The organism is Jhaorihella thermophila (assembly GCF_900108275.1).
Taxonomy (GTDB): domain Bacteria; phylum Pseudomonadota; class Alphaproteobacteria; order Rhodobacterales; family Rhodobacteraceae; genus Jhaorihella; species Jhaorihella thermophila.
The window spans coordinates 229,882-253,449 of the sequence record NZ_FNVD01000004.1; the positions used below are offsets into that span (position 1 = coordinate 229,882).

A 23,568-nucleotide genomic window follows, 5' to 3' on the forward strand; every position below is an offset into this window, starting at 1 on the left:
GACATCTTCGAAACCGATCTCGCCGTCATGCGCCTGAATGATGGACTTCGAGATGGCAAGCCCGAGCCCGGTTCCGCCAAAGCCCCGATTGTCCGACATATCCGCCTGTGCGAACTGCTCGAACACAAATGGCCGCGCCTCGGCAGGGATGCCCACGCATGATCCCGGATGCGGAACCATCCCTGCGTGCCGGTGCTGCCGACCGAGATTTCGACAACCCCGGTGCCTTCGGCGAACTTGGCGGCATTGGAAAAAAGGTTGTTCATCACCTGAAGGATCCGGCTTCGGTCGCCGCGGCAGAAAACGTGATCCGGGGCAGCGGTCAAACGGAATTCGGCCCCGTGCCGGCGCGCGGCATCGTAATTGAGCCCAATCGCCTGACGGGCCAGCCGCACCAGATCAAAGGTGGCAAACTCGTATTTCAGTTTGCCGGCTTCGATCTTGCCCCAGTCGAGCAGATCGTTGATCAGACCGTCCAGCCGGCCCGTGTTCTTGTCCACGATTTCGATCATGCGCGCGACCGGAGCCGGAACGGACTGGCCAAGATGGAACCTGATCAGCTGGAGCGCACCCTTGATCGACGTCAGCGGCGTCCGCAATTCGTGGCTGATCGTCGACATGAAATTGGCCTTGGCGACTTCGGCCTGCTTGCGGGCGGCGATGTCACGATAGACCGAAAGGAACCTCGGATCTTCGCCCTCCGGCTCGATCAGGTGCAGACTGATCTCCAGTGGAGTGCCGCTGGCATCGGTCGTTTCGAACACCATGGTCTTGGCCGGCCCGCGCAGCAGGGCCTCGCACTTTTCGGTGAAAAGCTCGAATTGCGATGCGGACAGGTGGTCCCGCACGCCCTTGCCGTGCCAGCCGGTCTCCAGCCATCCCGCCCGCGCCAAGGCCTTTCGGTTCATGTAGGCAAAGGCGTAGCTGCCGGGCCAGAACATGTAGACTTCCACATCCAGCACATCCAGCGAGTTCTGCAACTGGCGGTGGTCTTCCTCGACCTTCGCGATTGCCGTGACATTCCGCAGAATGGCGACAAAGCGCGGCTCGCAGCCCTCGGGCTCGATATACTTGATGTCATGTTCGACGATGATCGCATCGCCGTCCGGCAGCTTGACCCGGCGCCGCCCGATCACCCGCCGCGTCTTTCCGTCCAACATCCGTTGCAGAATTGCCTGCAATTCCTCGCGGGACGGCCCGCCATACAGGTCGGATGGAGTCAGCTTGAACAGTTCGCCACGTTCGACACCGATCCGCCGCAGGGCGGCCTCGTTGGCATAAAAGAACCGCCGGCTGTCGGGCCAGAACATCAGGACTTCGTCTTCGAACTCATCGAGCGTGGCCAGAAATTCCGTGATCGCCCCGGCCGACAACCGGCCTTCGGATACCCTGGACAGGTTCGCAATGAACTGCGGCCCGGACTCTGCCGAGGACACGCAGTCCACCTGAATGCGCAGCAGAACGTCCTGACCGCTTGGCTGCCGGTAGGGGCGCCGGAACTTGAATCGTCCTTCGCCCCGCTGCGCGATGTCCTGCAATCTTTCCCGCAACGGCCCATCGTCCGGCTCGGCCAGCAGGTCCAGAAAGGATCGCCCCAACAAAGCGGTGCTTTCGATCCCCAGCAGGTTCAGAGTGGTCCCGCTTGTGCTCAGAATTCGGAAGTCGTCGGCTCGGAAGACAAGTAGCTCTTCGGGCTGGAGGTCCAACGGCTCGAATGTCACGCTTCCGCCTTTTTACCTGTTTTTGCGCGGGAATGCGGCGGGGCTGGCTTGTCGATCAACCGGCGCTCTGCTTTGGACACATTGTCGCACCATTGATGCGGGCCTTTTCCGCAATTGTCAACGCAATCGGGATGCGACCGGCGCAATGGGGAGGAAACGGGTCGGACGAAGCAACACCGATCGCCGGGCGCCGAGTTGCGCCCCAACGCCGACGACAGGCGCGGGGTCGCGTTTCATCGGGGCTGCCATTTCCCCGGCCCATCAGCGCAACTCGGCGCCCCGCGACGGGGAAAGGATCAAAGGATCCGCTCGATCACACTGCGCAGCGTGGCGCGCAGGTCTTCGCGGCTGCGCGGCGTGCCGCCGATCTGACTCTGCATCAGGTAGCGGAACACGCCGTCCAGCATGGCATAGCCGATCTCCACCTGCTTGGGCGCGTCATGCCCGGCCTTGCGGCAGGCCGCGCGCAGAGTGCCGATCAGCCCGGCCTCGATCTCGGCCACCACGGGGCGGAAGGCGTCGTCGAACATCGCCTGCGTCCTGATGTCATACCACAGCCGATGCGTCATCGCGTCATCGACGATCGACGCGGCCAGCGCCTCGCTGAAGGCGGCGATCACCGCATCGCGTCCCTCGGCGCGGTCCAGCGCCTCGGTGACGTTGAGGACGAAGTTCTCCTTGTATGTCCGCACGCAAAAGATGATCAGGTCGCTGCGATCCTCGAAGTAGTAATGCAGCATGCCCAGCGACAGGTCGCTGCGCTCGGCGATGTCGCGCAGCGAGGTGTTGGCATAGCCCAGTTCCCTGAGCGCGGCGAGCGCGCTTTGCGCGATCTGGCGCTTTTTCTGGTCGCGCTTGGCGAGTTTGCGGGCGGCGCGGTCCTTGAGTTTCGCGGACATCGCGGTCATGGCGGCCTTTCTGGTTCGGATCGCGACGGGGTGCAAACCGCGCCCGGCGGCGGGATGCGTCGCCGGGCGCGGTTTCATTCGGCCGCGGCGGATTGCGCGCCGTATTCGGCCCTGATCAGGTCGGATGCCTTTTCGGCAATCATGATCGTCGGCGCGTTGGTGTTGCCCGACACCAGCGTGGGCATGACCGAGGCATCGACCACGCGCAGCCCCTCCAGCCCACGCACCTTCAGCGCCGGGTCCACCACCGCCATGTCGTCCACCCCCATCTTGCAGGTGCCGACCGGGTGATAGACCGTATCGGCGCGGGCGCGGATGTGGGCCTCCCATTCCGCGTCGGTCATGTCGTCATGCACGCCGAACAGTTCCTTGTGGATATAGGGCCGCATCGGCGGCGCGGTCATGATCTGGCGCGTCATCTTGGCGCCCTTGACGAGCGTCTTCAGGTCGCGCTCGTCGGACAGGAATTTCGGGTCGATCCCCGGCGCGGCCATCGGGTCGGCCGATTGCAGGAACACTTCGCCCCGCGAATGGGGCCTGAGCACGCAGACATGGCAGGAATAGCCATGCCCCAGATGCAGCTTGCGCGCGTGATCGTCCACGATCGAGATCACGAAATGGGTCTGCACGTCGGGCCGGTCGAGGTTGGGGTCGGTCTTGAAGAAGGACCCGGCCTCGGCAATGGTCGAGGCCACCATCGAATTGCCGTGCTTGCGCCACTTGAAGATCTCCGAGGTCAGCTTGGCCGTCGCCCGCAGGCCGATCCCGATATTGTCGGTATCCTTCGTTTTCCAGGCCAGGACGAAGTCGATGTGATCCTGCAGGTTCTGGCCGACGCCCGGCAACTCGTGCACCATCTCGATCCCGTGGGGGCGGATGTCCTGTTCGCGCCCCACGCCCGACAACATCAGGATCTGCGGCGACTGGAAGGCGCCGGCCGACAGGATCACCTCGCGCGCGGCCATCGCCCGCTGCGTCTGCTTGCCCACGCGGTATTCGACGCCCACGACACGCTTGCCCTCGAACAGGATGCGCGTGGTGCGGGCCTTGGTGATCACCGTCAGGTTCGGGCGCTTGTCCATCACCGGGAACAGATAGGCGGCCGCCGCCGAACAGCGTTCGCCGTTGCGTTCGGGGTCATGGAACTGGGTGCACTGATACAGGCTGGCCCCTTCGTTGTCGCCGGTGTTGAAATCGTCCACGCGGCGGATCTGCATCTGCGCGTTGGCCTCCAGAAACGCCTCGGAAATCGGGCGCGGGGCCTTCTGGTCCGAAACATGCAGCGGCCCGGAGGCGCCGTGAAATTCGTTTTCGCCCCGGACGTTGTTTTCCGCCTTCCTGAAATAGGGCAGCACTTCGTCCCATGACCAGCCGTCGCAGCCGGCCTCGGCCCAGCCGTCATAGTCCTGCCGCTGACCGCGGACATAGAGCATCGCGTTGATCGCGCTGGATCCGCCCAAGGCGCGCCCGCGCGGCTGATAGCCCTTTCTCCCATTCAGCCCCGGCTGCGGCACCGTCTCGAAGGCCCAGTTGTTGATCTTGCCATGCCCCGGCAGCATCGCCACCACGCCGATCGGCGCGCGGATCAGGATATCCCTGCCGCCGCCGCCCGCCTCGAGCAGACAGACCTTGACGGCCGGATCCTCGCTCAGCCGAGCCGCCAGCGTGGCACCGGCCGAGCCGCCCCCGACGATCACGAAATCATACGACATTGTTGGGCTCCTCCCCTGTTCCCGTCTTGCAGCCGGCCCCCGACCCCGCCCTTCGGCCCCGCAGCATCGCGAGTCTCACATTCTGCATTGCACACCAGTCACCAAGCGAAATATTTGGACGATTGTCCAGATTTTTCCCAGTTTCCCAGCGTCATTCACTGCCGCGATGGCGCGGCGGATCCGAACCACGGCTCTCTTCCTTCGGGGCGTCAGGGCGGATTTTTCCGGTCGGGGCGCCGAAGCAGGAGCGGCGCCGATCGGAACAATTGATGATTTCCGAACAGATTTCGGCACCCCCGCGTCCTGACCGTCCCGGCAGCTTTACGAAGACCAGGCATGGGCCCGGACGCGCGTCATCCCAAGGGGCCTTGCCCCCCTTTGGTCAAAGGCTGTTCACCGCAGCTCGTCCCGCCGAAAACGGCCCCATCGGGGGAGCAACCACAGCCCCCCGGCGGGTGTCTGCCTTTCACCGACGCCGCATTGCATCCCTCAGCGCCGCCCCCAGCGCGCCCTGACCGCCGCCTTGGTCTCCCGGCCTGGCCCGCCTGGACCGCGGCCCGCCACGCGGGGCTGCCCCCCCATCGCGCTCGGCCCTCGCCGCCCGCGCCGAGGCGCCGCCGTCCTTCTTCATCGACAGCCCGATCCGACGGCGCGCCACGTCCACCTCGACCACGGTCACGCGCACCACATCACCGGCCTTGACCACCTCGTGGGGATCCTTGACGAACCGGTCGGCCAGCTGGCTGACATGCACCAGCCCGTCCTGATGCACACCGATATCGACAAAGGCGCCGAACGCCGCGACATTGGTCACCGTCCCCTCCAGCACCATGCCCGGTTTCAGGTCGGTGATCTCCTCGATCCCTTCGGCAAAGGCTGCGGTCCTGAAGCTCGGCCGCGGATCGCGCCCCGGCTTTTCCAGCTCCGCCAGGATATCCCGCACCGTGGGCAGCCCGAACCGGCTATCCACGAAATCCCGCGGGTCCAGCCGCTTCAGCGCGGCACTGTCGCCCATCAGCGACCGGATATCCCGCCCGCAGGCGGCCACGATCCGCCGCGCCACGCCATAGGCCTCGGGGTGGACCGACGAGGCATCCAGCGGTTCCTCGCCATCGCGGATGCGCAGGAACCCGGCGCATTGCTCGAACGCCTTGGGGCCCAGCCGCGGCACCTCCAGCAGCTGCCGCCGCGACCGGAACGCCCCGTTGGCGTCGCGGTGGGCGACAATGGCCTCCGCCAGCCCCGGCCCAAGCCCCGAGACATGGGACAGAAGCGCCGCCGACGCGGTATTAAGATCGACCCCCACCGCGTTCACCGCATCCTCGACCACCGCCTCCAGCGCGCGGCCCAGTCGGTGCTGGTCCACGTCATGCTGATACTGACCGACGCCGATCGACTTCGGCTCGATCTTCACCAGCTCGGCCAGCGGATCCTGCAGCCGCCGCGCGATCGACACCGCCCCGCGCAGGGAAACGTCCAGATCCGGCAATTCCCGCGCCGCCAGTTCCGAGGCCGAATAGACCGACGCGCCGGCTTCGCTGACCACCACCTTCACCGGCTTTCCGGCCCCCTCGGGCAGCATCTTCAGCGTCTCGGCCACGAACCGCTCGGTCTCGCGGCTGGCGGTGCCGTTGCCGATGGCGATCAGCTCCACCCCGTGCGCCGCGATCAGCCGCAAGACGCTGGCCTGCGCGCCACGCAGATCGTTCTTCGGCTGGAACGGATAGAGCGTATCCGTCGCCACCACCTTGCCAGTGGCATCCACAACCGCCGCCTTGATCCCGGTGCGGATGCCGGGGTCCAACCCCAGCGTCGCCCGCGCGCCCGCCGGCGCGGCCAGCAGCAGATCCTTCAGGTTACGCGCAAAGACCGCGATCGCCTCGTCCTGCGCCCGCGCGCGCAATTCGCCCATCAGTTCGATCATCATCGACAGGCTCAGCTTGACCCGCCAGGCCCAGCCCGCCACCTGCCGCAACCAGCGGTCGCCCGGTCCCTCGCCACACGCCTCCAGCCGCGCCGCGATCATCGCCTGCGCCCGTTCCACACCGTCTTCGTCGGGCGTGATGTCCAGCGTCACCACCCCCTCGTTCGAGGCGCGCATCATCGCCAGCGCCCGGTGCGACGGCACCTTGGCCCATTTCTCGCGGTGATCGAAATAATCGGAATACTTCGCGCCTGCCTGCTCCTGCCCCGCGACCACGCGCGACACCAGATCGGCCTGTGCCTGCAGGAACGCCCGCAACCGGCCCAGCAGATCCGCATCCTCGGCCAGCCGCTCCACCAGGATGTCCCGCGCACCGGCCAGCGCGTCCTTCACCGTCGGGACCGGCTCGGTCACGAACCCTTCGGCCAACGCCTCCGGCTCCGCATGCCGATCCGCCAGGATCGCCTCCACCAGCGGCTCCAGCCCGTTCTCGCGCGCGATCATCGCCCTGGTCCGCCGCTTCGGCTTGTAGGGCAGGTAGAGATCCTCCAGCGCCGCCTTGGTCTCGGCCCCGGCAATCGCCCGTGCCAGATCGTCGGTCAGCTTGCCCTGTTCGCGGATCGAGTTCAGAATCGTCTCGCGCCGCGCCTCCAGCTCGCGCAGATAGACCACCCGGTCCGACAGGGTCCGCAACTGCCCGTCATCCAGCCCGCCGGTCGCCTCTTTCCGATAGCGCGCGACGAACGGCACGGTCGCGCCCTCGTCCAGCAGCTTCACCGCCGCTCCGACCTGCTCGGGGCGGGCGCCGATCTCGGTTGCGATGGTGCGGGAAATGCGTGCGGCGGTGTCCAAGGTCGCGGCCTCCTGTCTGCGGGGACCGCCTACCTAATCCGACCGCGACCCAAGGCCAAGCGAAAGATTCACCCCCGGCCCAGCTTCTTTCTGGTCCAAAATACCCCCGCCGGAGGCTCGGGCTTTCCACCGGAAAGCCCGATCGTGCCGCCCCGGCGCGAGGCAGCGCAACACAGGACAGGGCGCGCGCCCTGCCCCGCCAATCGGCCAGTCTCAGCCGATGATCGCGTTCAGCGTGGCGCTGGGTCGCATCACCGCCGCGACCTTGGCCGGATCCTGGTGATAGTATCCACCCAGATCCACCGGGTGGCCCTGCACGGCGGCCAGCTCGGCGAGGATTTTTTCCTCGTTCTCCGCCAGCGCCTGGGCGATCGGCGCGAATTTCGCGGCCAAATCCGCATCCTCGGTCTGCGCGGCAAGCGCCTCGGCCCAGTAGCGGGCGAACCAATAATGGCTGTCGCGGTTGTCCGGCTCGCCGACCTTGCGGCGCGGCGATCGGTCGTTCTCCAGCACCTGCGTGGTCGCTTCCTCGACCGCGTCACCCAGGATCGCGGCGGCCTTCCTGCCGCGCGCATCGGCGAGGAACTTGAAGCTTTCTCCCAGCGCGCAGAACTCGCCCAGGCTGTCCCAGCGCAGGTGGTTCTCGGCCAGAAGCTGCTGCACATGCTTGGGCGCCGAGCCGCCGGCTCCGGTTTCGAACATGCCGCCACCCGCCATCAGCTTGACGATCGACAGCATCTTGGCCGAGGTGCCCAGTTCCAGGATCGGGAACAGGTCGGTCAGATAGTCGCGCAGCACGTTGCCGGTGATCGCGATCGTGTTCTCGCCCTTGCGGATGGTCTCCAGCGAGAACCGCGTCGCCTCACGCGGGGCCATGATCGCGAACCTGTCGGCCACGCCCTCGGCCTCGAGGATCCGCTTGACGTACTTGATGAGTTCCGCGTCATGCGGCCGGTTCTCGTTCAGCCAGAACACCGCGGCATAGCCGGTCGCCTTCTGGCGGCTGATCGCCAGCTGCACCCAGTCCTCGATCGGCGCCTTCTTCGCGGTGCAGGACCGCCAGATGTCGCCCTTTTCCACCCGATGATCGAACAGCACGTCGCCATTGGCGGCGATCATGCGCACCGTGCCGTCGGCCGGGATCTCGAAGGTCGTGGGGTGCGAGCCGTATTCCTCGGCCTTCTGCGCCATCAGGCCGATGTTCTGCACCGTGCCGGCGGTGGCCGGGTCCAGCTTGCCGGTCTCCTTGAAGTAGTTGATCGTCTCGTCATAGACCGGCGCATAGCAGCGGTCGGGGATGCAGCACTTGGTGTCCGCCGGCTTGCCGTCCGGCCCCCAGCCCTTGCCGCCGGCACGGATCAGCGCGGGCATCGAGGCGTCGATGATCACGTCCGACGGCACATGCAGGTTGGTGATGCCGCGATCGGAATCCACCATGTACATCGGCGGCTGCGCGGACATCGCCGCCTTCAGGTCGGCCTCCAGCGCGGCATCGCCGGCAATCCGCTGCTCCAGATCGCCGATCCCCGAATTCGGGTTCCAGCCCAGTTCCCTGAGCTTCTCGCCATGCTTGGCGATGAAGTCCTGCAGATAGACGCTGACGAAATGGCCAAAGATGATCGGGTCCGAAACCTTCATCATCGTCGCCTTCAGATGCACCGAGAACAGCACGCCCTTGTCGGCGGCGTCCCGGATCTGCTTGGCGATATAGGCCCGCAGCGTGCGCGCCGACATGAAGGTGCCGTCAACCACGGTGCCCTCGGGCAGGTCCACGCCCTCCTTCAGCACGGTTTCCGCGCCGTCGGTGGCGGTCAGCACGATCCGCGCCGGGCCCGCCTGGGCGGCGGTCACGGTGGTCGATTTCTCGTTGGCGAAAAAGTCGTTGTCGGCCATGGCCGCGACATGGGTCTTGCTGTCAGCCGACCAGTCGCCCATCGAATGGGGATGCTTCTGCGCGTATTCCTTCACCGCCCGCGCGGCGCGGCGGTCCGAGTTGCCCTCGCGCAGAACCGGGTTAACTGCCGAACCCTTGATCGCGTCATAGCGGGCGCGGATGTCCCTTTCCTCATCCGTCTCGGGCTCTTCGGGATAGTCGGGCAGCGCATAGCCCTGGGACTGCAGCTCCTTGATCGCGGCGACCAGCTGCGGCACCGAGGCCGAAATGTTCGGCAGCTTGATGATGTTGGCCTCGGGCGTCTTCACCAGCCTGCCCAGTTCGGCAAGATCGTCGGGCTGGCGTTGCTCCTCGGTCAGATAGTCGGGAAAGGCCGCGATGATTCGGCCGGCAAGGGAAATGTCCTTGGTGCCCACGGTCACGCCTGCCATGCCGGCGAATTTCTGGATGATCGGCAGAAGCGACCCGCTGGCCAACTGGGGCGCTTCGTCTACCACGGTATACAATATGTCTGAAGTCTGTTTGTCCGCCATGTGTCTCACCCTTCTTTCGGCATTTCCGGAGGCAGTTTCCATCGGTTGAACCGCGCGGCGCGGGGCCACGCGACCGGCCGCGCGCCTTGGTGCCCGCAGTCGGTTTTCGCCCCGGCCAATAGGCCAGATCGCGGCAAAGATCAATGTCGCGCTTGCGGACATGATGCCACGGCGGGCCGGGAAATTCGCGGGACATTGCGTCGGCGGGGATTTACGCCGCCGCCGCGCGTCTGCTATCCGCTTGGGTCAAGAACCGACCCTCATGCCCGCCGGGCGCCTGCGTGAACGGCCCGCAGTGAATGGGGAGAGGGGGCGCGGACGGAATGACCAGGCAGGCAACAGCGGACAGATCTAACCATCGCGGCGTCTCGGGGTGGCGGCATGTGCTTCCGGTCCTGATGGGGCTTGGGCTGTTCGTGCTGGGGGTGGTGGCGCTGACCCACCTGCTGCGCCCGGTGCGGGCCGAGGACATCGTGGACCAGATCCGCGCCACGCCCTGGTCGGTGCTGTTCCAGGCGGGTGCCGCGACGCTGGCCGCCTATCTTGCGCTGATCGGCTATGACTGGTCGGCGCTGCGCTATCTGGGCAAGTCGATCCCGCTGCGCATCGTCGCGGTGGGCGGGTTCCTGGGCTACAGTTTCGGCAACACGGTGGGCGTGTCGATCCTGTCGGGCGGCGCGGTGCGCTATCGGATCTATTCCGCCTTCGGGTTGAGCGCGCTCGAGGTGGCGAGCGTCTCGACCTTCGTCGCGCTGGCCTTCGGCATCGGCATCACGGTGATCGGGCTGGGGGCGGTGGCGCTGCATCCCGAAGCGTTGCAGGGGCTCGTGCCCCTGCCCGTCGAACTCGTTCGCTGGGGCGCGGTGGTGTCGCTGGCGGGACTGATGGCGGTGATGCTGTGGCTGTCGGCCTCGGGCCGGTCGCTGCGCTGGCGCAGCTTCGAGATTGCCATGCCGCGCCCCGGCCTGCTGCTGGGGCAGCTGGGCTTCACGCTGGCCGATACCGCCGCCGCCGCGGCGACGCTTTACGTCCTGCTGCCCGAGGGCGCGCCCGAATTCGCAACCTTCCTGGCCCTTTTCACCGCCGCCTCCATGCTGGGGGTGCTGAGCCATGTGCCCGGCGGCGTCGGCGTGTTCGAATCCATCGTCATCGCCGCCATGCCCGCCGGGGTGCCGCTGGACCAGGTCGCCGCCGCGCTGCTGCTCTATCGCGTGATCTACTACCTCGTGCCGTTCGCGCTGGCGCTCGCCTTTGTCGCGCTGAACGAAGCGCGGCTGGCCGGCGGTTTCGTCACCCGCCTGATCGGCGAGGCGCCCGCGCCCCTGCGGCCCGTCATGCGGGCGGTGACCGGCGCCACGCCCGCGCTGGCGGGGCTGACCGCCTTCGGCGTCGGTACCTGGCTGATCCTCGCCGCACTGATGCCCGCAGTCCGGCCCGACCAGATCGACCCCGACGACCTGCTGGCCGCGATCCTGCTTGAAGGCGGGGCGATCCTGTCGTCGATGCTGGGCGTTCTGCTTCTGATCCTGTCGCAGGGGCTGGCGCGGCGGATCTCGGGCGCGTTCTGGCTGACCCAGATCGCGCTGGCCGGCGGCGCCCTTGCCGCGCTTCTGAACGGTTGGGACTGGGAAAGCGCCGCGCTGTTGGCGGCGACGCTGCTGGTGCTGGCACCGTTCCGGCGCGAGTTCTACCGCTCGGCGCCGCTCACCCGCGGGGTGTTCAGCCCGGCCTGGTTCATGCTGGTGGCGGGGCTGATCGCCGGGGCGGTGGCGTTCTTCGTCTTCATGCACGAAGCCATCCCCTACCCGTCGGACCTGTGGTCGCAATTCTCGGGGCAGGCCAACATGCCGCGCGCGCTGCGGGCGGCGCTGGCGGGGTCGGCGCTGCTGCTGGCGCTGGCGGTCTGGGTGGCGACGCAGCCGGTGCGTGCCCATACAAGGCGCCCGGACGCCACCGCCCTGCGGCGGGCCGCCGACATCATCGCCAACCATGACGACCCGCGCGCCAATCTTGCGCTCAGCGGCGACAAGGCGCTGTTCTTCTCCGATGCCGAGGACGCGTTCATCGCCTATGCCCCCCATGGCCAGCACCGCATCGCCCATGGCGACCCCGCCGGCCCCGACAAGGCGATCGGCCCGATGGCTTGGGCCTTTCAGGAAAACGCCCATGCCCACGGCGCGACGCCGATCTTTCACGAGGTGTCCGACCGCCACCGCGCGCTCTGGACCGAGATGGGCCTGACCCTGCAGAAGATCGGCGAGGAACCCGTGGTGCGCCTGCGCGGCCTGCTGTTCGGCGACCCCCGACTGGCCGATCTGCTCGCGGCACTGAAACGGCCCGAAATCGCCTCGCTGACGGTTGAGGTGCTGCAACCGCCCCACGATCCGGCCCTGCTGGAAGAGCTGGAGATGGTATCCGTTGCCTGGCAGGCGCGCGGCACCGGGCGCGAAAAGGGCTTTGCCGTGGGCCGGTTCGACACCGACTATCTGGACCGGTTCCCGCTTGCGGTTGCCCGCCACGACGTGCGCGTGACGGGGTTTGCCAGCGTGCTGACGGCAGCAGGAGGCAAGCGGCTGTCGGTCGATCTGGTGCGGTTCGTGCCCGACGAAGGCCGGGCCACGATGACCGCGCTCTTCGCCGAACTGATCCGCCATTTCCGTGATCGCGGGGCCGAGGAACTGGGACTGGGCCTTGCCCCCATCGCCGGGCTGGACCCCGACCGCAGCGCGCGACTCTGGCGCCGGTTCGGTTCGACCCTCTACCGCCAGGGCGGCGCGTTCGAGGATTTCGAAAGCCTGCGCGCCTTCAAGGCGATGTTCGCCCCCGACTGGCGGCCGCGCTACATCGCCGTTCCGCCCACCGTGCCGCCTCTGGTGGCGCTGCGCAATGTGGCCGAGCTGATCGGCGGGCGCCCGCCGCGCGGCCCACGCCAGTGGCGAAGGCAAAAGACGGCGGCGACCCGGGACCAAGGCCGCCGCCGATGACGCCGACAGAGTAGCGCCGACAGGGCCCGCGCCTGCGACGGGCCGTCCGTGAGTGGTGGTGGATCCGGCCGCCGGTTCATGGGGATGGGTGGCCGGACCCGTGGCGCCTGTCAGGCGTCATGGCCAGATCGGTTGTCAAGCCTGACGTCCAGAGTCATTTTCTCGCCCTTGCGGAGGATTTCGATTTCGTGGCGGCTGCCCGGTTCCGCCGCGCCCACGGCACGGGTCAGATCCCGCAGCTCGGCGATCTCGGTGTCGTCGAACTTCAGCACGATGTCGCCGGGCTTCAGCCCCGCCTTCTGCGCCGGGCTGTCGGGCATCACCTCGTCGATCACGGCGCCGCGGCCCTTGTCATAGCCCAGCACCTGCGCGACCTCCTCCGACATCGGCCGGATCTGCACGCCCAGCCAGCCGCGGTCGATCTTGCCGTCGTCCTGAAGGTCGGCCACGACCTTCTTCACGATGTCCGAGGGGATGGCGAAGCCGATCCCGACCGACCCGCCATCGGGCGAAAAGATCGCGGTGTTGACACCGATCACCTTGCCTTCGGTGTTGAACAGCGGCCCGCCCGAATTGCCCCGGTTGATCGCGGCATCGGTCTGGATATAGGCGTCGTAAGGCCCTGAATGGATGTCGCGGTTCTTGGCCGACACGATCCCGGCCGTCACCGTCCCGCCAAGACCGAAGGGGCTGCCCATGGCGATCACCTCGTCGCCGGGGAGCATCTCGGCCGAGGAGCCGAACTCGACCGTGGGCAGGGGCTTGTCGGCCTCGACCTTCAGCAGCGCGATGTCGGTCAGCGGATCGGTGCCGATCACCCGCGCATCCAGCCGGGTGCCGTCGGACAGCTTTACCGTCACCGACCGCGCATCCTTGACCACGTGATTGTTGGTCACGATCAGCCCGTCCTTCGAAATGATGAAGCCCGAGCCGACTCCCTGCCGGATCTGCGCGCCCGGTGCGTCCGGCGCGCCCGACCCGCCCGGCATGCCGGGGAAGGGGATGCCGAAACGGCGCTGAAACTCGCGCAGAAAGTCGTCGTTCGGCATGGGGACGTCCGACCGTACGGGCGTGATCGCGGCCTCGACCGCGACATGGACCACCGCCGGGGACAGCTGTTCGACCAGATCGGCATAGCCGCCGGGCAGCACGGCCAGCGCCGGGGACGGCGCCAAGGCCACAAGGCTGGTGGACATCATCGCCGCGGCCAGCGTCAGCGCAACCAGTCTGCGCGGTTTGTCAAGGGGTTTGCTGAGGGGTTTGGTTTGGGTCATCCGGGTGCCTCCTGGTTCTGACGGATTGCAATTCCTCTCTGCCTGCCCATATCGGCACCCTTCCTGTCAGCCGCCTTTCAGCGGGATTAAATCTTTGTAATCCGACGCAGGGCGGTTGAGCGCGCCGCGGGAAACGGGCATCGTTCGCGGCAGGAACAATCGGCGGACCCCCATGCGGATACTGGTGATCGAGGACGACGCGACGACGGGCTCTTACGTGGCCGAGGGGCTGCGCGAGGAAGGCCATGTCGTGGACCTGGTCGAGAACGGCCGCGACGGGCTGATCCAAGCGACCGCGGGCGACTATGACGTGCTGGTGGTGGACCGGATGCTGCCGGGGCTGGACGGGCTTGCGCTGATCAAGACGCTGCGCGGCGCGGGCGTGATGACGCCGGCGCTGTTCCTGACCTCGCTGGGCGGGGTGGACGACCGGATCGAGGGGCTGAACGCCGGCGGCGACGACTACCTCGTCAAGCCCTTCGCATTCGGCGAACTTTCCGCCCGCGTCGCCGCCCTCGGCCGCCGCCCGCAGACCACGCGCGAGGAAACCGTGCTCCGCGCTGGCGATCTGGAGATGGACCTGATCCGCCGCCGCGTCACGCGCGCGGGACAGGAGATCGACCTGCTGCCGCGGGAATTTGCGCTGCTGGAACATCTTCTGCGCCACAAGGGCCGGGTGCAGACCCGCACCATGCTGCTCGAAGCGGTCTGGGACATCTCCTTCGACCCACAGACCAACGTGGTGGAAACCCATGTCAGCCGCCTGCGCGCCAAGGTGGACAAGCCCTTCGACCGCGACCTCATCAAGACCGTGCGCGGCGCCGGCTACATGATCGAGGCCTGAACCGGTGGCGGCGGCGCGGCTCTGGTCCTCGACCCCGGTCCGGCTGTCGCTGGCGCTGGTGGCCCTGTTCGCGGTCATGAGTTTCGCCAGCCTCACGGCCACCTATTTCATCATCCGCCAGCCGCTCGAACAAAACCTGCGAGACACGCTGAACCAGGAAATGGCGGGGTTCGGCGCCGTGCCCTCGGCGGCGGCGCTGGCCGCGCTGGTGCGGTCGCAATCCGAAGTCACCGAACCGCACAAGCGCATCATCAGCTATCGCCTGCCGGGCGGCCTGGTGGTGGGCAATGCCGCAATCCTGGCCGATCACGAAGGCTATCGCGCCGTGTCGCTGGCGCCGGGCGGCGGCGACATCCACGGGGAGTTCTACACCCTGACCCGGGTGCTGCATGGCGGGCTCATGACCATCGCCGTCAGCGCCGAACCCGTTGCGCAGCTGCGCCGGATCTTCACGCGTGTCTTTCTGTTCAGCCTGTTCCCAACCATGCTGGTCGCGCTTGGGGGCGCGCTGCTGCTGGCGCGCCGGTCGCAACGGCGCATCGACCGGCTGGAACGGGCACTCGACCGTCTGGCGCGCGGCGAATTCGGCGCCCGCGTCGGACCGATCGGCGGCGTCCGCGACGACCTCAGCCGCATCGCCGAACGGGTGGACGCCATGGCGGACGAGCTGGAATCCAAGGTCGCCGCGCTGCGCCAGGTTTCTGCCGATATTGCCCACGACCTGAAAACGCCGGTCCAGCGGCTTTCGGTGCAGCTCGAACGCCTCGCCGCCACGCCCGGCCTGCCGGAACCGGCCGCCGCGCTCGCCGAACGCGCCCGGGCCGAGGCGCAGGCCATGATCCGCACCTTCCACGCGCTGCTCCAGATCGCCCAGATCGAAGGCGGCCAACCCCGCGCCCGCTTCGCCCGCGTCGATCTGGCATCGCTCGCCGCGACCTTCTGCGAGGTCTACGACCCCTCGGCCGAGGAGAGCGGCCACCGCCTGATCGCCGTTCCCGCAGCGGGCGAGGTGCCGGTGCGCGGCGACAAGGATCTGCTGGGCCAGATACTTGCCAACCTGATCGAAAACGCGCTGCGCCACACGCCCGCAGGCACCGAGATCCGGGTCGCCACCGGACGGGACGCGACCGGCCCGTGGCTCGAGGTCTCCGACACCGGCCCCGGCATCCCCGAATCCGAGCGCGACGCCGTGTTCCGCCGTCTCTACCGGCTCGAATCCAGCCGCACCACGCCGGGCAGCGGGCTGGGCCTCAGCCTCGTGCGGGCCATCGCCGACCTGCACGAGGCGCGAATCGAACTGTCGGACAACCGCCCGGGCCTCAGGGTCATGATTCACTTTCCCCCCGTCCCCACCGACCATTAAAACCGATGTTTTTTGGTCCCGGCCACGCCGCTCGCCCCCGCGCCCCCTTCATCTTGCCTGAAAATACTCCGGGGGAGCGCGAGGGGGCAGCGCCCCCTCGCATCGATCGGATCGCGCCAATGCACAACGATCAGCCCTGCCGGCCCGCGCGCGTCTTTGCCCGGCTCCAATAGACATTGTGCCGGGTGCGCAGCGCCTCATAGGACTCGATCCGCGCCCGCGCCGGCGCGCCTCCGTCGCGCACCAGCCGCGCCAGCAGCACTTCCAGCACTGCGACAATACCGGTATAACAGCCGAAATGGTGTTCGCTGAGCGTTGACACCACCATCACCGCATCCGGCTTCAACCCCGGCGCCACCACATCGGAATCCGACACCAGCACCAGCCTCAGCCCCTTGTCCTGCGCAAATTCGCAGGCCTCGATGGTCTCGCGCGAATAGGGCGCCACGGTGATCGCCAGCATTGCATCCTCCGGCCCCGCCTCGTTCAGATCATCCACCGCGCTGCCCATGTGGCGCGGAATCAGCCGCAGCGACGGCACCGCCATTCGCCCCACATAGTGAAAGTAATAGGCCATGGCGAAACTGGCCCGCACCGCAGTCACATAAACCCGCCGCGCCGACATCAGGATCTCGGCCGCCCGATCCAGCGTCTCCGGGCCAAGCCGCTCCAGCGACCGCTCCACAATCGACAGCGCGTTGGCCGAAACATCCGCCTGGAACCGGCCGGCCTCGCCGCGCGCGCGCAGCCCCGCGACCCATCCCGGCCGGTCCGCGGACGCACCGGCCGACAGCAGCGCGTGCCGGAATGGTGCGCGAAACTCCTCGAACCCGTCAAAGCCCAGATGCTCGGCTATGCGCACCAGCGTATAGGTGCTGACGCCGGCCTTGCGGGCGGTCTCGCGGATCGGGTCCAGCCCGAACTCCACCGGATTGTCCAGCACATATTTCGCCGCCAGTTGCATGCGCGGGGTAAACCGCTCCAGATCGACCTTCAGTCGGGCCACGGTGCGGGATTTCAGGGTCGGATCCATGAACGCCTCGGAACTTCGAATGACTCGCATATAACACATGATTTTTTTGCGCAAAAACTGCAATCGTTGTAATTTGCCCCGGACAACGGGCGAACGGACGGACGAGATGCAGACCTATTCCCTGATGGTGGCACCCAACGGCGCGCGGCGCGGCAAGACTGACCACCCTGCCCTGCCGCTCTCGCCGGCCGAACTGGCCGCGACCGCCCGCGCCTGCCAGGCCGAGGGCGCGGACGCGGTCCACCTGCATGTGCGGGACGCGAACGGTCGCCATTCGCTGGACCCCGGCCGCTATCGCGAGGCGATGGCTGCGATCGACGAAACCGCGCCGGGCATGCGCATCCAGATCACCACCGAATACGCCGGCCGCTATGACGTGGCGGCGCAATATGCTTGCCTGCGCGACCTGCGCCCCGCCTGGGCCTCGGCCTCGGTCCGCGAACTCGCCCGCGACCCGGCACTCGCAGCGCGAATCTACGCCCTGGCCAATGATACCGGGATCCGGCTACAGCACATCCTCTATGGCCCGTCCTGCATTGCCACCTTCAAAGGCCTCCGCACCCGCTGCATCATCCGCGACGAGACCCCGCAGGTCATCCTGGTGCTCGGCCGCTATGCGCCGCCAAGGCCGGCGCAGCCCTCGGACCTGCCCCCCCTGCTGGCCCGCCTCAGCCACCCGGTGGACTGGACGGTCTGCGCCTTCGGCCCCGCCGAACACGCCTGCCTGTTGCAGGCGCTGCGGCTGGGCGGCAACGTCCGCATCGGCTTCGAAAACAACCTGCACGCCCCCGACGGCACGCTCTTTCCCCACAACGCCGCCTCGGTCCGCGCCTTCGCTGCCACCGCCCGCGCCGCAGGCTTCACCCCGCGCGCCCACGCCACGACCCAACCCGCCTGAAGGGAACCCGGCATGTCCCACGTCTTTCCCCGCCACACGAAATCGCAACCGCCCGTCGCCGTCGGCGGCGAAGGCTGCTACCTGATCGACGCCACCGGCAAACGCTATTTCGACGGATCGGGCGGCGCGGCGGTGTCCTGTCTCGGCCACGGCGACCCCGAAATCATCGCCGCCGTCCGGGCCCAAGCCGAAAAGCTCGCCTTTGCCCATACCGGCTTCTTCACCTCCGAACCGGCCGAGGCTCTGGCCGACCTTCTGATCGAACACGCCCCCGGAGACCTCGACCGGGTCTATTTCGTCTCGGGCGGGTCCGAGGCCACCGAGGCCGCGATCAAGCTCGCCCGCCAGTATTTCATCGAAATCGGCCAGTCCCGGCGCCGCCACCTGATCGCCCGGCGGCAGAGCTATCACGGCAACACGCTGGGCGCGCTGTCGGCGGGCGGCAACGAATGGCGCCGCGCCCAGTTCGCGCCCCTGCTGGTCGAGGTCAGCCACATCGCCCCCTGCTATGAATACGCCCACCGGCAAGAGGGCGAATCCGCCTTCGACTACGGCCAGCGCGTCGCGCAGGAACTCGAAGACGAAATCCTCCGCCTCGGCCCCGACACGGTGATGGCCTTCATGGCCGAACCGGTGGTCGGCGCCACCGCCGGCGCGGTGCCCGCGGTCGAGGGCTATTTCCACCGCATCCGCGAGATCTGCGACAAATACGGCGTGCTGCTGATCCTTGACGAGGTGATGTGCGGCATGGGCCGCACCGGCCACCTGTTTGCCTGCGACCATGACGGCGTGGCCCCCGACATCCTCTGCATCGCCAAGGGGCTGGGGGCGGGCTATCAGCCGATCGGCGCGATGCTCTGCTCAAGCCGGATCTACGCCGCGATCGAAGAGGGCTCGGGCTTCTTCCAGCACGGCCACACCTATGTCGGCCACCCGGTTGCCGCCGCCGCCGGCCTCGCCGTGGTCAACGCCCTCCTGAACCGCAACCTGATCCCCCGTGTGCGCGAGATGGGGGAAAAGCTCGACGCCGCCCTGCGCGCCCGCCTCGGCCAGCATCCCAATGTTGGCGACATCCGCGGCCGCGGCCTCTTTCGCGGCATCGAACTGGTCGAGGACCGCGCCACCAGAACCCCCTTCGACCCCGCCCGTCGCCTCGCCGCGCGGATCAAGTCCGAAGCCTTCAACCGCGGCCTGATCTGCTACCCGATGTCCGGCACTCGCGACGGGCGCATCGGCGATCACGTCCTGCTGGCCCCGCCCTTCATCATGACCGAAGACCAGATCCCGGAAGTCACCGACAAGCTGACCGACGCCATCGACGCCGCGCTGCGCACCATCTGACTGACCCCGCCAATACGAGCGGCCATGGGCGCCGTTGGGGCTACGACGTCCCCAACCGGCTTCTCTCCGGCTGGCCCGATCCCGGCGGCGATCCTCGACGAAAGCCAGCCGCCGGAACTCGCGCTCAAGCGCCTGGCGGACAGCGCCGAGAGCCGCGCATGCAGCGTGACGAGGATGGTTTCGCGGAGGTGAACTGATTCGGTGGATGCCCCCACCCAGCGGCATCTCGTATGCCATGATGGTTTCATGAACCAAGTGGAGGGCGCACCGATGACGACGAAGATCAAGATGCTGGCGATCGACCTGGCGAAGGGTAGCTTCCAGGTCTGCGCCGTGGGGCCGGAGGGGCGTGTGTGGATGCCCCCTGTTTTGGCAAGCGTAATCTTCGGTCTTTCGGCGGGGGTCTTCGATCGGACGTGTGTCAGGCCTCTGAGCGTGGCCTTCCATGACGCCACGGGCCGGTATGCTGTTCGGAAGGCCGGGTTCACATCGGTTCAGAGAGCTGCAAGCGCTCGAGCCCCGGGACTGAATCTCCCGCCTTGAACTTCGAAGTCCGTGTCGCCTACTCCCGGAGCAAATGACTCAGGCGACCAACTCTCTCCCGTGCGGGGGTCCACCGCGCGGGATCGCTTCGAAATCCTGCGCGCTATTGAGGGACAAGTGTTTTCGACTGCCTGTCGATTGCTCAAATAATCGTATTGCCGGGATCGTCTTGGCTCAACTGCCGCACCGCCTTGAGCAGTTCTTCGACCGCCTCTTCGGCAGCGGCAAGCTTGATAGCAACCATCAGATCCTCTCGCCCCGCCATGGCGAGGAACGTGGACAGCACTTCGTCTGAATGGCGCGCCAGCGCGATCAGGTGCGCACCGCTCGGACCGTAGGTTGCCGAGAACCAGTTCTTCACCGTCTTCTCGTTGGCACCCGTCCAGGCCGCCACCGTCTTGACACCGGCTCGGCTATCTCCAAGCGACCGTTTCAAAGCCGCCGCAATTTCCTTAACAAAGCCGCCCTTCTCGGGCGACTCCGCTTTTCCATTATATCCGTTTTCCCCTGGAAAGAACTTGCCCTTTTTCGGAAACGACATTCCACCCTCCTTCGCTTTACATGGATGCGAAGACTTCAGGCGTTGATTCCGGCGGGAGATATAAATTTGCCTGGAACTATGAGGGGATATGCAAGTGACCGGTCGATGGGCTGCTCATTCGGAAAAGCACGAGGCGCAGCCTGAAGCGGACATCCCGGCCGTCGCCTATGTCCGGATGTCGACCGATCACCAGAAATATTCCACCGAGAGCCAGCTTGATGTCATCCGCAGCTATGCCGCCGCACGCGGGCTGACGATCCTGCGGGTCTTCGAGGACTCGGGCCGGTCCGGCTTGCGGCCGGATGGACGCGAGGCGCTGCAATCCCTGATGGCCGAGGTTCAATCCGGCCAGGCCGATTTCAAGGCGATCCTCGTTTATGACGTCAGCCGCTGGGGCCGGTTTCAGGATGCCGACGAGGGTGCCTATCACGAGCATGTCTGCTCGCGCGCCGGAATCCGGGTCCATTATTGCGATGAGCAGTTCGAGAATGACGGCAGCATCGGCTCGAACCTGCTGAAGACCGTCAAGCGGGTGATGGCGGGAGAATACAGCCGAGAGCTGTCGGTCAAGGTCTTCGCCGGGCAATGCCGCCTGGTCGAACTCGGCTATCGCCAAGGCGGCGCGGCCGGCTATGGGCTGCGCCGGGTGCTGATCGACGAGCACGGCAACCCGAAGGGCGAGTTGTCGCGCGGCGAACAGAAGAGTCTGCAGACCGACCGCGTGATCCTGGTGCCCGGCCCCGAGGAAGAACAGCGGGTCGTGCAGCGCATGTACGAGATGTTCGTGAATGAAGGTCGCTCGGAACGCGAGATCGCGGAGGCCCTGACCGCCGAAGGGCATCGCACCGATCTCGACCGCCCCTGGACGCGCGCGACAGTCCATCAGGTGCTGACCAACGAAAAATACATTGGCAACAACGTCTACAACAAGGTGTCGTTCAAGTTGAAGCAGCGCCGGGTGGTCAACCCGCGCGACATGTGGATCCGCGCGGAAGGCGCCTTTCCGGCCATTGTCGACAAGGCGCTGTTCCTGCGCGCGCGGGAGATCGTCGACGCCCGGCACCGGCATTTCTCGGACGAGGAACTTCTCGACGCCCTGCGCGCGATTCTGAGGCGCCAGGGTACGTTGTCAGGGCTGATCATCGACGAGGAGGCCGATCTCCCCTCGTCCAGCGCTTATCGCAGCCGCTTTGGCAGCCTGCTGCGGGCCTACAAACTCATCGGATACGAGCCCGGCCGGGACTACAGCTATATCGAAATCAACCGTGCCCTGCGGGCGGCGCACCCGGAGATTTTCGCCGAAATCATTGATGGCATCGCCGCTCAAGGCGGAAGTGCGCTGCAGGATCCCGAGACCCAACTACTCCGGGTCAATGACGAATTCACCGTCTCGGTGGTCCTGGCCCGATGCAAGGCTACCGAAGCTGGGTCGTTGCGTTGGCATATTCGGCTCGACACCGGCCTTCTCCCCGACATCACCATCGCCGTGCGAATGAACGAGACCAACGATGCGCCGCGCGACTACTACCTGCTGCCAAGCATCGACATGACCGGCGCGCGGCTGAAGATGGCCGAGCAGAATGGCCTGTGGCTCGATGCCTATCGAACCGAGACCCTAGACGATTTCTATGCCCTCGCCGGACGGGCCAAGGTGACGGAGGCGGCCTGATGTCGAAGATTCCGAAGAACGCTCACCCCAAGGAAGTCACACAGATCCCGGTCGACCGCATTCGGGTTCTCAATCCGCGGGTGCGAAACCCTCGCACCTTCGCGGACATGGCCAAGAACATCGCCAGGATCGGTCTCAAGCGTCCGATCACGGTCACCCGCCGCGCGGAAACAGACCCACAGGAATACGATCTCGTGTGCGGTCAGGGGCGGCTCGAGGCCTTTATCGAGCTGAAGCAAAGAGCCATCCCCGCGATTGTCATCGACGCCGACGAGGCCGACTGCCTGGTCATGAGCCTCGTCGAAAACTGTGCCCGACGCCAGCATCGCCCCATCGATCTGATGCGCGAAATCGGCACCTTGCGGAAACGTGGATACAATGACCGCCAGATCGGCGAAAAGATCGGCGTCTCGCAGGACTATGTCGGCATGATCGCGGGCCTGCTCGAGCGCGGCGAGGAACGGCTGGTCACAGCCGTCGAGACTGGCCTTCTCCCCCTGAATCTCGCCATCGAGATATCCAAAACCGATGCCGAAGGCGCCCAGCGCGCGCTGATGGATGCCTATACGCAGAAGAGACTGCGCGGCAAGAAACTCGCCATGGCCCGGCGCCTCATCGAACGGCGCGAGGCGCGCGGGAAGAAGGTGGACCCAAGTCAACACGGGCGCGAGGGCCGCAACCGGCGCCCGCTGACGAGCGAGGCCTTGGTGCGCGCCTATCAGAAGGAGGCCGACCGACAAAAGCTTCTGATCAAGAAGGCCGAACTCACGCAGGGGCGGCTGCTGTTCATCTGTCAGGCATTTCGGGCCCTCCTGGAGGACGAGCATTTCGTCACCCTTCTGCGCGCGGAAGGACTGGAGACCATGCCCGCCTACCTTCAAGATTCCATTGCTGAAAGAACGGCACCATGACCCGGAAAGTCCAACTCGGGTTCGAGACCGATTGCGTGACCATCCCGGTCGCGGACATTCTTCCCGTAAGGGTCCTCGGCAAATCGACCAAATCCAGCCGCAAATACACTCAGATTGCCGCGTCGATCCGGGAGATCGGATTGGTCGAACCACCCGTGGTGGCGCGAAACGCCGAAGCAGGCGGCAGCTGGCTGCTGCTCGACGGCCATGTGCGGATCGAAGTGCTGAAGGACCTGGGCCACGACCAGGTCGAATGCCTGGTGTCTACCGACGACGAAGCCTTCACCTACAACAAACGCGTCAGCCGTATCGCCCCGGTTCAGGAACATCGCATGATCCTGAAGGCCATCGAGCGCGGCGTCCCGGAGGAGAAGATTGCCGCCGCGCTCGACCTCGAACCGCAAAGCATCCGGCGCAAGGTCAGGCTGCTCGACGGCATCTGCGCCGAGGCGGTCGCGTTTCTCAAGGACAAGGCCTGTGAGCTACTCCCCAATGTCTGGACAGTTTCCGGCGTGATTTAAGCTACTCTTTGCTCCTGCTGACCGGGTTGGGTTTCGTCTTTTCTCAGCCAGTAGACCACGGCTGGGGGTTTGCCGCCAAGGGCGGAATGGGGGCGCTTGCGG

Annotated in this window: 15 protein-coding genes and 2 pseudogenes; 8 read left to right on the forward strand and 9 right to left on the reverse strand. The window is 66.5% G+C overall.

The features are described from left to right. Positions 1-18: 18 nt before the first annotated feature. The 6 genes and pseudogenes from C4S70_RS19455 to C4S70_RS07255 all read right to left on the reverse strand — a co-directional run. Positions 19-180 (reverse strand): annotated as a pseudogene (locus C4S70_RS19455) (ATP-binding protein); the annotation flags it as partial. A gap of 260 nt (positions 181-440) precedes the next feature. Continuing rightward, positions 441-1,310: pseudogene (locus tag C4S70_RS19460) on the reverse strand (PAS domain S-box protein); the annotation flags it as partial. Positions 1,311-2,017: 707 nt separating this feature from the next. Further along, positions 2,018-2,629 carry a TetR/AcrR family transcriptional regulator gene (locus C4S70_RS07240; RefSeq protein WP_160114854.1) on the reverse strand — a complete coding sequence of 204 codons (612 nt, stop codon included), beginning with the start codon at positions 2,627-2,629 and terminating at the stop codon, positions 2,018-2,020. A 74-nt stretch (positions 2,630-2,703) separates the two neighbouring features. Continuing rightward, on the reverse strand, positions 2,704-4,341 hold the full coding sequence (locus C4S70_RS07245; RefSeq protein ID WP_104007435.1) for a GMC family oxidoreductase: 1,638 nt from the start codon (positions 4,339-4,341) through the stop codon (positions 2,704-2,706). Positions 4,342-4,807: 466 nt separating this feature from the next. Continuing rightward, positions 4,808-7,117 (reverse strand): Tex family protein, encoded by a 2,310-nt coding sequence (locus C4S70_RS07250; protein WP_104007436.1) that lies wholly within the window; start codon positions 7,115-7,117, stop codon positions 4,808-4,810. 213 nt (positions 7,118-7,330) lie between these two features. Beyond that, a complete protein-coding gene (locus tag C4S70_RS07255; RefSeq protein ID WP_104007437.1) occupies positions 7,331-9,544 on the reverse strand; it encodes an NADP-dependent isocitrate dehydrogenase in 2,214 nt (737 codons plus the stop codon). Between the two features lie 323 nt (positions 9,545-9,867). Between C4S70_RS07255 and mprF the strand changes: the two genes are divergently transcribed. Next, positions 9,868-12,528, forward strand: a complete 2,661-nt coding sequence (gene mprF, locus C4S70_RS07260; protein WP_104007438.1) for a bifunctional lysylphosphatidylglycerol flippase/synthetase MprF — start codon at positions 9,868-9,870, stop codon at positions 12,526-12,528. 110 nt (positions 12,529-12,638) lie between these two features. Here the strand turns inward: mprF and C4S70_RS07265 are convergent, their stop codons facing one another. Continuing rightward, complete coding sequence (locus C4S70_RS07265; protein ID WP_104007439.1) at positions 12,639-13,802, reverse strand: S1C family serine protease; 1,164 nt, start codon at positions 13,800-13,802, stop codon at positions 12,639-12,641. Between the two features lie 172 nt (positions 13,803-13,974). On the opposite strand from C4S70_RS07265, the gene C4S70_RS07270 reads away from it, so the two are divergent. Both C4S70_RS07270 and C4S70_RS07275 read left to right on the forward strand, forming a co-directional pair. After that, complete coding sequence (locus C4S70_RS07270) at positions 13,975-14,646, forward strand: winged helix-turn-helix domain-containing protein (RefSeq protein WP_104007440.1); 672 nt, start codon at positions 13,975-13,977, stop codon at positions 14,644-14,646. Between the two features lie 4 nt (positions 14,647-14,650). Then, positions 14,651-16,009, forward strand: coding sequence for a sensor histidine kinase (locus C4S70_RS07275; protein WP_235003747.1), 1,359 nt, complete (start codon positions 14,651-14,653; stop codon positions 16,007-16,009). Positions 16,010-16,139: 130 nt separating this feature from the next. On the opposite strand, the gene C4S70_RS07280 is transcribed toward C4S70_RS07275, so the two are convergent. Beyond that, entirely contained in the window at positions 16,140-17,042 is a 903-nt protein-coding gene (locus C4S70_RS07280) for a MurR/RpiR family transcriptional regulator (protein ID WP_104007441.1), read from the reverse strand. 106 nt (positions 17,043-17,148) lie between these two features. Between C4S70_RS07280 and C4S70_RS07285 the strand changes: the two genes are divergently transcribed. Then, complete coding sequence (locus C4S70_RS07285) at positions 17,149-17,940, forward strand: BKACE family enzyme (RefSeq protein WP_104007442.1); 792 nt, start codon at positions 17,149-17,151, stop codon at positions 17,938-17,940. Positions 17,941-17,952: 12 nt separating this feature from the next. Continuing rightward, positions 17,953-19,281, forward strand: a complete 1,329-nt coding sequence (locus C4S70_RS07290) for an aspartate aminotransferase family protein (RefSeq protein ID WP_104007443.1) — start codon at positions 17,953-17,955, stop codon at positions 19,279-19,281. A 685-nt stretch (positions 19,282-19,966) separates the two neighbouring features. On the opposite strand, the gene C4S70_RS07300 is transcribed toward C4S70_RS07290, so the two are convergent. Beyond that, positions 19,967-20,365 carry a hypothetical protein gene (locus C4S70_RS07300; protein ID WP_104007445.1) on the reverse strand — a complete coding sequence of 133 codons (399 nt, stop codon included), beginning with the start codon at positions 20,363-20,365 and terminating at the stop codon, positions 19,967-19,969. An 88-nt stretch (positions 20,366-20,453) separates the two neighbouring features. On the opposite strand from C4S70_RS07300, the gene C4S70_RS07305 reads away from it, so the two are divergent. Genes C4S70_RS07305 through C4S70_RS07315 form a run of 3 tightly spaced genes read left to right on the forward strand, consistent with a single transcriptional unit; the run spans position 20,454 to position 23,466 of the window. After that, the gene (locus tag C4S70_RS07305; RefSeq protein ID WP_104007446.1) at positions 20,454-22,034 is read left to right on the forward strand and encodes a recombinase family protein; all 1,581 of its coding nucleotides are present in this window, start codon (positions 20,454-20,456) and stop codon (positions 22,032-22,034) included. Then, positions 22,034-22,945 (forward strand): plasmid partitioning protein RepB C-terminal domain-containing protein, encoded by a 912-nt coding sequence (locus C4S70_RS07310; RefSeq protein WP_104007447.1) that lies wholly within the window; start codon positions 22,034-22,036, stop codon positions 22,943-22,945. Before C4S70_RS07305 ends, C4S70_RS07310 begins: the two co-directional genes overlap by 1 nt. 35 nt (positions 22,946-22,980) lie before the next feature. Continuing rightward, the gene (locus C4S70_RS07315) at positions 22,981-23,466 is read left to right on the forward strand and encodes a ParB/RepB/Spo0J family partition protein (protein WP_235003748.1); all 486 of its coding nucleotides are present in this window, start codon (positions 22,981-22,983) and stop codon (positions 23,464-23,466) included. The last annotated feature ends 102 nt before the right edge of the window (positions 23,467-23,568 follow it).